Source organism: Micromonospora sp. NPDC047074, assembly GCF_040643815.1.
Lineage (GTDB): Bacteria > Actinomycetota > Actinomycetes > Mycobacteriales > Micromonosporaceae > Micromonospora.
Window position 1 is genome coordinate 46,070 of sequence record NZ_JBEYVB010000022.1, and the last position, 12,981, is coordinate 59,050.

Annotated in this window: 15 protein-coding genes and 1 pseudogene; 1 reads left to right on the forward strand and 15 read right to left on the reverse strand. The window is 72.5% G+C overall.

What is annotated here, in order from left to right; all coding sequences use genetic code 11:
• Positions 1–59: 59 nt before the first annotated feature.
• From ABZ809_RS23090 to proS, 12 genes and pseudogenes are all read right to left on the reverse strand, one after another.
• Positions 60–383 carry a DUF2469 domain-containing protein gene (locus ABZ809_RS23090; protein ID WP_007075222.1) on the reverse strand — a complete coding sequence of 108 codons (324 nt, stop codon included), beginning with the start codon at positions 381–383 and terminating at the stop codon, positions 60–62.
• Positions 380–1,192: a ribonuclease HII gene (locus ABZ809_RS23095; protein ID WP_357564651.1), complete on the reverse strand. Its 813-nt coding sequence runs from the start codon at positions 1,190–1,192 to the stop codon at positions 380–382. Before ABZ809_RS23095 ends, ABZ809_RS23090 begins: the two co-directional genes overlap by 4 nt.
• Positions 1,186–1,680, reverse strand: coding sequence for an NUDIX domain-containing protein (locus ABZ809_RS23100; RefSeq protein ID WP_357564652.1), 495 nt, complete (start codon positions 1,678–1,680; stop codon positions 1,186–1,188). Before ABZ809_RS23100 ends, ABZ809_RS23095 begins: the two co-directional genes overlap by 7 nt.
• Before the next feature lie 48 nt (positions 1,681–1,728).
• The gene (gene lepB, locus ABZ809_RS23105; RefSeq protein WP_357564653.1) at positions 1,729–2,349 is read right to left on the reverse strand and encodes a signal peptidase I; all 621 of its coding nucleotides are present in this window, start codon (positions 2,347–2,349) and stop codon (positions 1,729–1,731) included.
• 9 nt (positions 2,350–2,358) lie between these two features.
• Positions 2,359–3,233: pseudogene (lepB, locus tag ABZ809_RS23110) on the reverse strand (signal peptidase I).
• Between the two features lie 185 nt (positions 3,234–3,418).
• Complete coding sequence (gene rplS / locus ABZ809_RS23115) at positions 3,419–3,775, reverse strand: 50S ribosomal protein L19 (RefSeq protein WP_089001547.1); 357 nt, start codon at positions 3,773–3,775, stop codon at positions 3,419–3,421.
• A 143-nt stretch (positions 3,776–3,918) separates the two neighbouring features.
• A complete protein-coding gene (trmD, locus tag ABZ809_RS23120) occupies positions 3,919–4,692 on the reverse strand; it encodes a tRNA (guanosine(37)-N1)-methyltransferase TrmD (protein ID WP_357564654.1) in 774 nt (257 codons plus the stop codon).
• 20 nt (positions 4,693–4,712) lie between these two features.
• Complete coding sequence (gene rimM, locus ABZ809_RS23125; RefSeq protein WP_357564689.1) at positions 4,713–5,369, reverse strand: ribosome maturation factor RimM; 657 nt, start codon at positions 5,367–5,369, stop codon at positions 4,713–4,715.
• A 2-nt stretch (positions 5,370–5,371) separates the two neighbouring features.
• Positions 5,372–5,632 (reverse strand): RNA-binding protein, encoded by a 261-nt coding sequence (locus ABZ809_RS23130; protein WP_174242547.1) that lies wholly within the window; start codon positions 5,630–5,632, stop codon positions 5,372–5,374.
• Positions 5,607–6,068 (reverse strand): 30S ribosomal protein S16, encoded by a 462-nt coding sequence (rpsP, locus tag ABZ809_RS23135; protein WP_357564655.1) that lies wholly within the window; start codon positions 6,066–6,068, stop codon positions 5,607–5,609. Before rpsP ends, ABZ809_RS23130 begins: the two co-directional genes overlap by 26 nt.
• Positions 6,069–6,323: 255 nt before the next feature.
• The gene (locus tag ABZ809_RS23140; protein ID WP_357564656.1) at positions 6,324–6,971 is read right to left on the reverse strand and encodes a DUF402 domain-containing protein; all 648 of its coding nucleotides are present in this window, start codon (positions 6,969–6,971) and stop codon (positions 6,324–6,326) included.
• A 148-nt stretch (positions 6,972–7,119) separates the two neighbouring features.
• A complete protein-coding gene (proS, locus tag ABZ809_RS23145) occupies positions 7,120–8,526 on the reverse strand; it encodes a proline--tRNA ligase (protein ID WP_357564657.1) in 1,407 nt (468 codons plus the stop codon).
• Positions 8,527–8,629: 103 nt separating this feature from the next.
• On the opposite strand from proS, the gene ABZ809_RS23150 reads away from it, so the two are divergent.
• On the forward strand, positions 8,630–9,235 hold the full coding sequence (locus ABZ809_RS23150) for a TetR family transcriptional regulator (RefSeq protein ID WP_357564658.1): 606 nt from the start codon (positions 8,630–8,632) through the stop codon (positions 9,233–9,235).
• A gap of 36 nt (positions 9,236–9,271) precedes the next feature.
• Here the strand turns inward: ABZ809_RS23150 and ABZ809_RS23155 are convergent, their stop codons facing one another.
• The 3 genes from ABZ809_RS23155 to ffh all read right to left on the reverse strand — a co-directional run bounded on the left by ABZ809_RS23155 (position 9,272) and on the right by ffh (position 12,703).
• Positions 9,272–10,351 carry an amidohydrolase family protein gene (locus tag ABZ809_RS23155; RefSeq protein ID WP_357564659.1) on the reverse strand — a complete coding sequence of 360 codons (1,080 nt, stop codon included), beginning with the start codon at positions 10,349–10,351 and terminating at the stop codon, positions 9,272–9,274.
• A gap of 146 nt (positions 10,352–10,497) precedes the next feature.
• Positions 10,498–11,076, reverse strand: coding sequence for a Uma2 family endonuclease (locus ABZ809_RS23160; RefSeq protein WP_357564660.1), 579 nt, complete (start codon positions 11,074–11,076; stop codon positions 10,498–10,500).
• Between the two features lie 67 nt (positions 11,077–11,143).
• The gene (ffh, locus tag ABZ809_RS23165) at positions 11,144–12,703 is read right to left on the reverse strand and encodes a signal recognition particle protein (RefSeq protein ID WP_357564661.1); all 1,560 of its coding nucleotides are present in this window, start codon (positions 12,701–12,703) and stop codon (positions 11,144–11,146) included.
• Between the last annotated feature and the right edge of the window lie 278 nt (positions 12,704–12,981).

Sequence of the window (12,981 nt, forward strand, 5' to 3'; positions counted from 1 at the left end):
GGCGCCGACGAGGCCGTACGCCGGCGGTCAGGCCACCGGGCGGGACGAGGAGCGGTGGATCAGCCGCCGAAACCGGAGTCGGCGGGCAGCGAGATGTCGGGCTTCTCCAACTCCTCGACGTTGACGTCCTTGAACGTCATTACCCGGACATTCTTCACAAACCGGGCCGGGCGGTACATGTCCCACACCCAGGCGTCGTGCATCTCGACCTCGAAGTAGACCTCGCCGTCGGAGTTGCGCACGTGCAGGTCGACCTGGTTGGCCAGGTAGAAGCGCCGCTCCGTCTCCACCACATAGGAGAACTGGCGGACAATGTCGCGGTACTCCCGGTAGAGCTGTAGCTCCATCTCGGTCTCGTACTTCTCGAGATCTTCCGCGCTCATCGCACTCCGCCTTCCATGACCACATCTTCCCCCACCGACGCCGGAGGCCGAGGCTGCTCGCCCAACGCCACGCCGACGGTACCCCCTGGCGGGCAGGAGCGCTCCATCGGCTCGTCCCGCCTGGCCTCCGCCGGCCGACGCGCCCGGGGTGGGGCGCCGTCGCGGCCCGACACCGCCGCCACGTTGACGTACGAGAAGCGGTGCTCCCGGCACGGCCCCCGCTCCCGCAGCGCCGCGGTGTGCTCCGCGGTGATGTAACCCTTGTGCTCGGCGAACCCGTAGCCCGGGAACGCCCCGTCCAGCTCGACCATCATCCGGTCCCGGGTGACCTTGGCGAGCACGCTCGCCGCCGCGACGCAGGCCGCCACCCGGTCCCCCTTCCACACGGCCAGCCCCGGCACGTCGAGACCGTCCACGCCGAAGCCGTCGGTCAGCACGTAGTCGGGGCGGGTCGTCAACGACGCCAGCGCGCGGCGCATCGCGGCCAGGTTGCACACGTGCAGGCCCCGCTCGTCGACCTCCTCGGCCGGGATCACCACCACGGCGTACGCCAGGGCGCGGGCCACGACCTCGTCGTGGATCCGCTCCCGGCTGGCGGGGGTGAGCAGCTTGGAGTCGGCCAGCCCGTCGATCTCGCCGCGCCGCCCCTCGGGGAGGATCGCGGCGGCGGCGACCAGTGGGCCGGCGCAGGCGCCGCGGCCCGCCTCGTCGGCCCCGGCGACGTGCCGGAAGCCGCGCCGTTGCAACGCGCGCTCCAGCGCGTAGAGCCCGCCCTCGCGGCGCACCACGGTGCGTGGCGGGGTCAGCACGGCGCGCCTTCCCCGGCGACCGGCGCCTGCGCGGAGGTGAGCGCCCGGGCCAGCACCGCCGGCAGGTCCGTCGGGTAGTACCGCTCGCCCGTGCCCGCCAGTTCGTCGGGCGACCACCACCGGTGGGCGGCGACGGTGGCCCGCTCGATCTCGCTGAAGCCCGCGGTGTCGACCTCGTGACCCGTCACCCGCACCAGGAAGAACTCCTGCTCCTGCCGGTACCAGACGCCGTCGAACGGGAACTCCGTCACGTCGCGGTGGACCGGCGGGCCGAACGCCGAGGCCGGCAGCCGCAGGCCGATCTCCTCGGCCAGCTCACGGGCGGCACACTCGGGGTAGCTCTCCCCCGGGTCCAGGCCGCCGCCCGGGGTGAACCACCAGCGGCCGTGCTCGGGGCGGGCGGGGTCGGCGCCGCTGAAGAGCAGCAGCCGACCCGCCGCGTCGACGAGCAGGACGCGCGCCGCACGCCGGGGGGTGTAGACGGTCACCGCACCAGCCTGCCAGACGCCGCCGACAACGCCCACGCCCGGCGACCCCTACGGTTCGGGGATGGCCTCGTACGGCTTCGGGACGCTCAGCCAGGTAGCCCGGTTGACCGGCCAGAAGACGGTGAAGGCCCGGCCGACGACCTCGCCCTCGGGGATGGTGGCGACGGTGATGTCCTGCCCGGACTGCTGCCAGTGCTCCAGCGAGTCGCCCGACGCCTCGCGGTGGTCGCCCATCACCCACAGCCGCCCCTTCGGGACGGTGATGTCGAACTCCTCGGCGGTCTTGTCCCCCGGGAAGATGTAGGGCTCGTCGAGCGACTTGCCGTTGATCGTCAGCCGCCCCTGCGGGTCGCAGCAGACCACGTGGTCGCCCCCGACACCGATGACCCGCTTGATGAAGTCCTCGCCGTCGGGGTTGCTGCTCCACTCCAGGGGCGCCTTGAAGACGATCACCTCGCCCCGGTGCGGGGAGCGGAAGTCGTAGACCAGCTTGTTGACCAGCACCCGATCGTCGATCTGGAGCGTGTTCTCCATCGACGGGGAGGGGATGAAGAAGGTCTGCAGTACGAAGGCTCGCACCAGCACCGCGACCAGGATCGCCACGCCCAGGAGGATGGGCAGTTCCTTCCAGAAGGAACTGCGCGGCTTGTCGGTCTGCTCGTCAATCACGGGGAGAGCCTACGTTGCCCGGCTGGACGCCACCGACCGGAACGCGCGAGAACGGCGACCGCGGCCGTGAGCGGGACGAACAGCACCACGCCGCCGCCCGGGGTGGGGCGGACCGGGGGCGGGGCACCGGTGGTGGCGGCCGGTGGATCGGCGACGTCGCCGAAGCTGTCCGGCACCGACAGGGCGCTCCACCGCGACGACGGCCAGACCACCGTGAAGGCCCGGCCGACCACGTTCTCGATCGGCACCGGCCCCTGGCAGCGGGCGTCCTGGGAGACCATGCGGTGGTCACCCATCACGAAGATCTGCCCGGGCGGTACGACGACCTCGTCGAAGCGCCGGGACCGGCACTCCCGGGGGTTGGGCGGGATGTCGAGCGGCGAGTCCCGCAGGACGTACGACGACTCGTCGAGCGAAGTGCCGTTGACCTGCACCCGCCCCTGCGCGTCGCAGCACTTCACCCGGTCGCCGGGCAGGCCGATGACCCGCTTGATGAAGTCCTTCTCGCCGGGGCGGCTGACGCCGACCAGGTCGCCGACCGTCCGGCTGAGCTTGCCCACGAAACCGGGCTCCGGTCCCTCGTCGACCTGCGGGGCCCAGCGGTCGGTGCCCCGGAAGACGACGACCTCGCCGCGGACCGGGTCGCGCACGTCGTAGACGACCTTGTTGACCAGCACCCGGTCCCCGACGAGGAGGGTGTCCTCCATGGAGCCGGAGGGGATGAAGAACGCCTGGAGCAGGAAGGTGCGGATCAGCACCGCAAGGCAGAACGCCACCACCAGCAGCAGTGGCAGCTCCTGCCAGAGCGGCATCTGGCGGCGGGGCCGGCGGGCCCGGCGTCGCCACGGATCGACGGCGCCTTCGTCGTCACGCGTCTGCACCACGCCACTCTCCGGTCAGCAGAAAAGACACTACCGCCCGGGAGCCCTGTCGAGGCTCCCCGGGCGGTAGTGGACGTCGCTCCGCCGTCGTGGCGGGACGTCGCCCGGCTGCGCCCGTACCGACCAGACTAGTGCGGTCTTGCCGGTACGACATGTGCGCAGCTCAGGCGGCGTGGCGAGCGCGTGAGTCAGCTCGGCTGCTTCTCGCGCTTCTCCTTGATCTTGGCCTTCTTGCCCCGCAGCTCGCGCAGGTAGTAGAGCTTGGCGCGGCGCACGTCACCGCGGGTCACGACCTCGATCCGGTCGATGGCCGGGCTGTTGATCGGGTAGGTGCGCTCGACACCGACCCCGAAGCTGATCTTGCGGACCGAGAAGGTCTCGCGCAGACCGTCACCCTGGCGGCGGATCACGACGCCCTGGAAGATCTGGACACGGGACCGGTTGCCCTCGACGACCCGGGCGTGCACCTTGACGGTGTCACCGGCACGGAAGTCGGGGAGGTCGGTCCGCTTCGACTGGGCGTCAAGGGCGTCCAGGATGTTCATCGCTGCGTCCTCGTGAGGCTCACGGCGCACCGTCAGTCGGTGCGCGGATGGGTGATTCTGATCCCCTGGTGGTGGCCGGTAGGCCCGACCCCGGGCGAGGATCCTCGCAGCCGCCCACGGCGCGGCCGACTGCGGCAACCTCCCTACTTTGCCACATCCCCCGGCGGCACCTGAAATCCGGCCCGCTCCAACGCCGCGACGTCCCGTTTGTCCAGGTCGGCCGGGTCGAGCGCGGCGAGCATGTCGGGGCGGCGCGCCGCCGTCCGGATCAACGCCTCGTCCCGCCGCCAGCGGGCGATCCGGCCGTGGTCGCCGGAGCGGAGCACCTCCGGCACCTCCAGCCCGCGCCAGGTCGCCGGCTTCGTGTACATGGGGGCCTCCAGCAGCCCGTGGGCGTGTGACTCCTCCGCGAGCGAGCCCGCGTTGCCGAGCACGCCGGGCAGCAGCCGGGTGACCGCCTCCAGGATCACCAGCACGGCCACCTCCCCGCCGAACAGGACGTAGTCGCCGAGGGAGACCTCGGTGACCGGCATCCGGGTGGCGGCATGGTCGAGCACCCGCTGGTCGATGCCCTCGTACCGGCCGCAGGCGAAGATCAGGTGCGGCTCGGCGGCCAACTCGTGCGCCAGCGCCTGGGTGAAGGGCACCCCGGTCGGGGCCGGCACCACCAGCCGGGGCGGGGCCGCCTCCGCCGGGGCGAGGGCATCGAGCGCCGCGCCCCACGGCTCCGGCCGCATCACCATGCCGGGCCCGCCGCCGTAGGGGGTGTCGTCGACCGTGCGGTGCACGTCGTGGGTCCAGGTGCGCAGATCGTGTACGGCCAGCCGCAGCGTGCCGTTCGCGCGCGCCCTGCCGATCAGCGACAGGTCCAGCGGGGCGAGGTACTCCGGGAAGATCGACACGACGTCGACGCGCATGCGGGGATGCTCCAGCGGCTCTACAGGTCGAGCAGACCGGCCGGCGGGTCGACGACGACGCGACCGCCGGCGAGGTCTACCTCGGGGACGATCGCCTTGACGAACGGGATGAGCGCCGTACGCCCCTCGGGGCGGCGCAGCACCAGCAGGTCGGAGGCGGGGGCGTGGTCGATCCGGGCCACCTCGCCCAGCCGGTCGCCGGCGGGGGTGACCACGGCGAGCCCGACGAGCTGGTGGTCGTGGAACTCCTCCGGGTCCTCCGGCGCGGCGACGTCGGCGCTGTCGACCGCGAGCAGGGTGCCGCGCAGCGCTTCGGCGACGTCGCGGTCCAGGATGCCCTCGAACGCGACCAGCAGCCGCCCCTGGTGCCAGCGGGCGGACTCCACGGTCAGCTCGGCGGGCACCCGGAAGGGCTCGGGCTCGCCCGGCCCGGCCTGCGGCGGCGGGGTCGCCCCGGGCTCGGTGCGCAGCACCCGATCGCTGTGCACAGGCCGGGGCGTCGCCCCGGGCTCGGTGCGCAGCACCCGATCGCTGTGCACAGGCCGGGGCGACGCCCCGGGCTCGGTGCGCAGCACCATGCCCGGGGCGAACCGCGCTTCGGGTTCGTCGGTCCGCACCTCCACGGTGACCTCACCGCGGATGCCGTGCGGCTTGCCGATCCTGCCGACGATGAGCAGCATCAGTACGAGTCGACGATGTCGACGCGCACCCCGCGCCCGCCGATGGAGCCGATCACCTGGCGCAGCGCCTTGGCGGTCCGGCCGGACCGCCCGATCACCGTGCCGAGGTCCTCCGGGTGCACGCGGACTTCCAGCCGCTTGCCCCGACGGGAGTCGACCAGCCGGACGCGTACGTCATCGGGGTGGTCGACGATGCCCTTGACCAGGTGCTCCAACGCGGGACGCAGTGCCACGTCAGGCCTGCTCGCCGGAGTCCGCACCGGCCTGCTCCTCGGTCTTCGGCGCCTCCTCGGCAGCCGGAGCCTCGGCCTTGGCGGCGGCCTTCTTGGCCGGCTTGGCCGGCGTCTCGGCGAGCCCGGCGGCGGCCTTCGCCTCGGCCTCGTACGCGGCGGTGCGGTTGACCCGCTCCGGCGCGACCTTCAGCGGCGGCGGGGCCGGCAGGCCCTTGAACTTCTGCCAGTCACCGGTCAGCTCCAGCAGCCGCTGCACCGCCTCGCTCGGCTGGGCGCCGACGGACAGCCAGTACTGGACCCGCTCCGACTTGACCTCGATCACCGAAGGGTCTTCCTTCGGCTGGTAGATCCCGACGAACTCGATCGCCCGGCCGTCGCGCTTGGTGCGCGAGTCGGCGATGACGATGCGGTACTGCGGGTTGCGGATCTTGCCCATCCGCAGGAGCCGGATCTTTACGGCCACAGTTGTTTCGCTCCTGTTGCGATCTCACCGGCCCGAACGGGCGGTGCACGGGTGAGCGCCGACCGGCACAGTGGGGTTGGGCCGGAGACTGCTCGGTGGACTGGCGACGTGCCCGGGTTAGAGGGCGCCGGACACACGCCGGATACCAGCCAGCCATTCTGCCAGATCGACCCCGGATCGCTCGCACCGGACCGCCCCCGGTCACCCGCCAGGCGGCGGAAGTGACCGAAAGCACACCTCAGCGGGCGTCCGGGCTCAGCGCACCGGGGGCCGGTCCCAGCCGGGCGGCAGCTCCTCGGGTGTGACCCAGTCGGACGGCGGGGTGAAGTCGCACCAGGTGCCGTCGAACGGGAACTCCCCCGCCTCGGCCAGCGCGATCACCCGCTTCCCCTCGGCCCGGACCGGGTCCGGATCGGCCACCCAGTAGTGGTCGGGGAAGGCCAGCCGCTCGGCGAACTCCTCCTCGTCCTTCCACTCCCAGCTCCGGTCCGGGCGGACGACCACGTCGAGGTCCTGGTCCACCATGTCGACGCCGGCGAGCCCGCCGTCGTCCCAGCGCACCCCGGGCTCCTCCAGGTTCACGTACCAGACGGCGAAGCGGTCGTGCGCGTCGCGGAACCACCACACGGAGTGGGCCGCCCCGGCGGGCAGGAACTTCAGCACCGACGGGCCGTTCCACCGGCTGGCGGCCAGGCGGTACGACGAGGAGATCCACTCGGTGAACGGCACCGCCCGCATGCCCAACCCGGCCTCGGTGACCTCGCCCGCCACCGGGGAGTTCCGGGGCACCCAGAGCACCAGACCCCGGTCGTCGTCGCTGACCACCCGCGCGGTACGCACCCAGCCGATCCGGCCCCGGCGCACGTTGCGGTGCACGATCAGCCGCCCAGGTTCGAATCTCACGCCCCGACCCTACCGGCCCCCGCTCCCCACGCCCGCCCACCGCTCCGAGGTGTCAGGAAGGGACCCTTCCTCTACCTCAGGCGTCAGGAAGGTGCCCTTCCTGACGCCTGAGGGCGCTGCCGCGACGCCTGAGGAAGGTGCGGCGGGATCAGTAGGCGCGGGCCAGGATGGCGACCAGGTCGGGCTCGTCCTCGGTGTCGGGCACCGAGCCGTCGGCGCGCAGCAGGCAGCGCACGGTCACGCCCTGGCCGTTGGCCTCCGCCTCACCCTGCACGCCGACCGCCGACCACGGCACGAGCGCCCAGCCGGTGGCGGCCGCCTCGATCGCCTCGGCCAGGGTCGACACCTCGACGGTGCGGGACTGCCGGTGGGCCAGCGCCTGGTCGTGCAGGGCCCGCTGGTCGGCGTCGAGGGCGGCCAGCACGGCGGCGACCACGTCGGCCACCGGCGTCGGGGACTTCGAGCCGTCCGTACGCCGGACCACGACCGCGTTGCCGGCGGCCAGGTCGCGGGGGCCGACCTCGACGCGTACGGGATAGCCGCGCAGCTCGGCGTCGACGGCCCGGCGGCCGAACGGGGTGTCGACGCGGTCGTCGAGCGCGACCCGGACACCGGCGTCGCGCAACGCGTCACGCAGCTTGGCCGCCGCCTCGCCGACGCCCTCGCCGTCCTTGACGACCATGACGTACGCCTGCACGGGCGCCAGCTTCGGCGGCACCCGCAGGCCGTTGTCGTCGCCGTGGCACATGATCAGGCCGCCGAGCATCCGGGTCGACGTGCCCCAGGAGGTCGTCCAGGCGTGCTCCCGGCCGCCCTCGGCGGAGGAGTAGCTGATGTCGAAGGCCTTGGCGAAGTTCTGCCCCAGCTCGTGGCTGGTGCCGAGCTGGAGGGCCTTGCCGTCGCCCATCATGCCTTCGCAGGTGTAGGTCGCCGTCGCCCCGGCGAAGCGCTCGCGGGCCGTCTTCAGGCCGACGACCACCGGGATGCCGAGCACGTTGACCATCAGGTCCTCGTACGCCTCGTGCAGGATCCGCCGGGCGTAGGCCCGCGCGTCCTCGCGGGTCGCGTGCGCGGTGTGCCCCTCCTGCCAGAGGAACTCGCTGGTACGCAGGAACACCCGGGGGCGCAGCTCCCAGCGGACCACGTTGGCCCACTGGTTGAGCAGCAGCGGCAGGTCCCGGTACGAGTCGATCCACTTGGCCATGAACTCGCCGATGACCGTCTCGCTGGTGGGCCGCACCACGACCGGCTCGGCGAGCTGCTTGCCGCCACCGTGGGTGACCACCGCCAGCTCCGGCGAGAAGCCCTCGACGTGCTCGGCCTCGCGCTTGAGGTAGCTCTCCGGGATGAAGAGCGGGAAGTACGCGTTCTCCGCGCCCGCCGCCTTGATCCGGGCGTCCATCTCGGACTGCATCCGCTCCCAGATGGCGTAGCCGGCCGGTCGGATGACCATGGTCCCCCGGACCGGGCCGTTGTCGGCCAGCTTCGCCTTGGCGATCAGGTCCTGGTACCAGCGGGGAAAGTCCTCCGCACGGGGAGTGAGCACGCGTGCCATGACCGCACATCCTATGCGTCGGCCGAAGGGATGGTGCCATCGGGCGCGACGGCGCCGACTTCCGCCGTGCCGGTCGGTGCGGCGAGCCACCGGATTCGACACCATGGGCGGGGTGAGGGAGGGGACCCGCTCGCGGGAGATGATCGTCGAGGCCGCCGGGGCGCTGACCGTCGCCACCGGCTGGGACGGCGTCCGGATGGGTGCTGTCGCGCGTGCGGCGGGAGTCAGCCGGCAGACGGTCTACAACGAGTTCGGCAGCAAGGCGGCCCTGGCCGAGGCGCTCGCCCGACGGGAGATCGACCGTTTCGTCGGCGCCGTACGCGCCCTGCTGCGCGTGCACGGCCACGACGTCCGGGCCGCCGCGCACGCGACCATCTCGCACACCCTCACGGAGGCGGCGGGCGACCCGCTGATCAGGGCCGTCCTGACCAGCAACCGGGGCGGCTCCGACGAGCTGCTGCCCTTCCTCACCACCCGGTCGGAGCTGGTGCTGACGGAGGCCACCGACGCGCTGGTGGAGTGGGCCGACACCGTGTTGCCGGGTGCCGACCGGGCCGCGGTGGCCTTCGCCACGGACGCGGTCGTCCGGCTGGTGATCAGCCACATCGTGCGGCCCGCCGCGCCGGCCGACCAGACCGCCGCCGCCCTCGCGGACCTGGCGGTACGTCTTCTCCTGCACGCGGCCACCCAGGACGCCCACGCCGCTTGACCCCAGGCGGGCTCAGCCGGCCGGGGGGGGGACGGATCAGCGGACGACGCGGCCGCGCAGCACGATGCGGGCGGGGCTGCGGACGGCCCGCAGGTCGGTGCGCGGATCCTCGGGATAGACGACGAGGTCCGCCAGGCCACCCTCGACCAGGCCGGGGAAGCCGAGCCACTCGCGGGCCCGCCAGGACGCGGCGGCGAGCACGTCGGTGGTGGACATGCCGGCCTGCTCGTGCAGCAGCAGCATCTCCTCCGCGGCGAGGCCGTGGTCGATGCCACCGCCCGCGTCGGTGCCCACGTAGATCGGCACGCCGGCCTCGTACGCCGCCCGTACCACCTCGGGGAAACGGTCACGCAGGGCGAGCATGTGGTCGGCGTAGCCGGGGAACTTGGCCCGCGCCTGGTCGGCGATCCCGCCGAAGGTGCGGATGTTGATCATCGTGGGGATGAGGGCGGTGCCCCGCCGGGCCATCTCGTCGATCAGGTCCAGGCTCAGGCCGGTGCCGTGCTCCACCGAGTCCACCCCGGCGCGCACCATGATCTCGACGGCCGACTCGGAGAAGGTGTGCACGGCGGCGCGTACCCCGGCGGCGTGCGCGGCCTCGACGGCGGCGGTCATGGTCTCGGCGTCCCAGGCCGGGGCGAGGTCTCCGACGCCCCGGTCGATCCAGTCGCCGACCAGCTTCACCCAGCCGTTGCCGGCGCGCGCCTGCGCGGCGACGGTCGCGGCCACCTCCGCCGCGCCGACCTCGACGCCGATGTCACGCAGGTAACGCTTCGGCGGCGCGACGTGCCGGCCGGCGCGGGCCAGTCGCGGCAGGTCCGGTTCGTCGTCGAGTTCCGGGTACGGGTACGGCGACCCGGCGTCCCGGATCGCGAGGACCCCGGCGTCCCGGTCGACACGGGCCAACTCGCGGGCCTGGTCGAGCGAGGTGATCGGGGCGCCGCCCCGGGCGATGCCGATGTGGCAGTGCGCGTCGATCAGACCGGGCAGCACGAAACCGCCGTCGGCGATGGTCTGTGCCCCCGGCACCGGGGTGAACGTCACCCGGTCGCCGACCAGCCACAGGTCACGAACCTCGTCGTCGGGCAGCACCACGCCGCGTACGTGCCAGGCCATGCGTCCTCCGTCCGCGCGAAAGGGGCGGTCCGCCCGCCATTCTCCCCGGCCGGGCGGACGAGGCCCTTCCGGGTGCCCTGACCGGTCCCACGGGAAGCGGGGCCGGCCGGTGACGGCTGGCCCCGCTTCGACGGGTCGGTGGGCGGTCAGTCGCCGTCGCGCGCCAGCAGCCCGGCCCGCCGCGCGGTCAGCGCGGGCAGGTCGACGGAGACCTTCCACGGCCGCTCGGTGACGAAGAGGTCCTCGGTGTGGGTCAGCACCTCGTACTCGCCGGTGGGGCCGAGGGTGTATTCCGTCAGGGTCATCCGCTCGTGCAGCGGGTCGACCACCCAGTACGTCCGCACCCCGGCGTGCGCGTAGACCTTCGCCTTGTCGTAGAGGTCGCGGAAGGTGGAGGTCGGCGAGAGCACCTCGACGGCCAGCAGGGCGTCCTCGACGGGGACGGGCGAACGGTCGGCGTGCTCGCGGCGGATGGCGACCACGTCGGGGCGCGGCTCGTTGCGGCGGTCGATGCGCACCGACAGGTCGATGCTCACCAGGTATTCGGCGGGACAGTTGACCCGGAGCGCGAGCAGCAGCTCGACGCAGAGGTCCTGGTGCACGGCGGTGGGGGACGGCACGATCAACCTTCCGTCGACCAACTCGTACGGAAGGTCCTCCGGCAGGTCGCCGAGGTCGTCGACCGTCCACTCCGACCGCTCGGGCAGGATGGGTGCCACGGTCATGACTCCTCCTTCCAGGGGCGACATCACCCTAAGGAAGGATCACGTCACCCGCCGCCACCGACACGCCTCAGCGGGGTCGGCCGTCGCCGCCCTTGCCGAACTTGTTGAAGTCGATCTTCGGCAGCTTGAAGCCCGGCGGCAGCCCCTGGCCGCCGGTCAGGTCGTTCGGGTCCAGGCCCGGCGGGAGCTGCGGCATGCCGCCCGGGAAGCCGCCCGGCATCCCGGCGCCCGCCCCGGCGCGCGGCCGGTTGCCACCCTTGGTGCCCTTGCGCTTGTTCTTCGGCGACTTGGTGGCCTTGCGCCGGCCGCCGCCGGGCAGGCCCATCATGCCGCCCATCTGCTTCATCATCTTCTGCGCGTCGGTGAAGCGGTTGAGCAGCTGGTTGACGTCCATCACCGTGACACCGGAGCCGCTGGCGATACGGGCCCGGCGCGAACCGTTGATGATCTTCGGGTTGGTGCGCTCGGCGGGGGTCATCGACCGGATGATCGCGGTCACCCGGTCGAAGTGCTTGTCGTCCAGGTCGGCGAGCTGGTCCTTCATCTGCCCCATGCCGGGCATCATGGCCAGCACGTTGGCGATCGGGCCCATCCGGCGGACCGCGATGAGCTGGTCGAGGAAGTCCTCCAGGGTGAACTGCTCGCCGCCCATCAGCTTGGCGGTCATCTTCTCTTTCTGACCGGTGTCGAAGGCCTGCTCGGCCTGCTCGATCAGAGTGAGGACGTCGCCCATGCCGAGGATCCGGCTGGCCATCCGGTCGGGGTGGAAGACGTCGAAGTCCTCCAGCTTCTCGCCCGTGGAGGCGAACAGGATCGGCTGGCCGGTGACCTCCCGCACCGACAGCGCGGCGCCACCGCGGGCATCGCCGTCGAGCTTGGAGAGGACCACGCCGGTGATGCCCACACCGTCGCGGAACGCCTCGGCCGTACGCACCGCGTCCTGACCGACCATCGCGTCGATGACGAAGATGACCTCGTCCGGGGTGACCGCGTCGCGGATGTCCGCGGCCTGCTGCATCATCTCGGCGTCGATGCCGAGCCGGCCGGCGGTGTCGACGATGACGATGTCCCGGGCGGCCCGCCTCGCGTGCTCGACGGAGGCGCGCGCCACCTGCACCGGGTCGCCGACGCCGTTGCCGGGCTCCGGGGCGTACACCTCGACGCCGGCGCGGCCACCGAGCACCTGGAGCTGCCCGACGGCGTTGGGGCGCTGGAGGTCGGCGGCGACCAGCAGCGGCTGGTGCCCCTGGGCCTTGAGCCAGCGGGCCAGCTTGCCGGCGAGGGTGGTCTTACCGGAACCCTGGAGGCCGGCCAGCATGATCACCGTCGGCGGCTGCTTGGCGAACTGGAGCCGCCGCCCCTCGCCACCGAGGACGTTGATCAGCTCCTCGTTGACGATCTTGATGATCTGCTGCGCCGGGTTGAGCGCCTGGGAGACCTCGGCGCTGCGCGCCCGCTCCTTGACGTTGGCGATGAAGCCCTTGACCACCGGCAGCGCGACGTCCGCCTCCAGCAACGCGAGGCGGATCTCACGCGCGGTGGCATCGATGTCGGCGTCGGTGAGCCGACCCTTGCCGCGGAGCTTGGTGAAGATCCCGGACAGGCGGTCACTCAAGGTGTCAAACACGCGAACATCCCGTTTGTCAGTGTTCCGGCGGGCACAACGACCGGGCGACATGTCCGGCCACCGCTAGGGTAGCCGGCCGGTCGCACGGCCGCTCCGGGCCGGGCACAGCCAGCCCGGCCGCACGACGCAGCAGGCCCCCCACTCCCACCACCACACCCCCGCGCCCAACGAACGCCACCGCCCCGCCCCGGCGCCTCCCCGGGCGGCCCACAAGATCACGCAACTTCCAGGAAGTAGTCGGGTCGACGCCCCGGGAGGCCCCTACTTCCTGGAAGTTG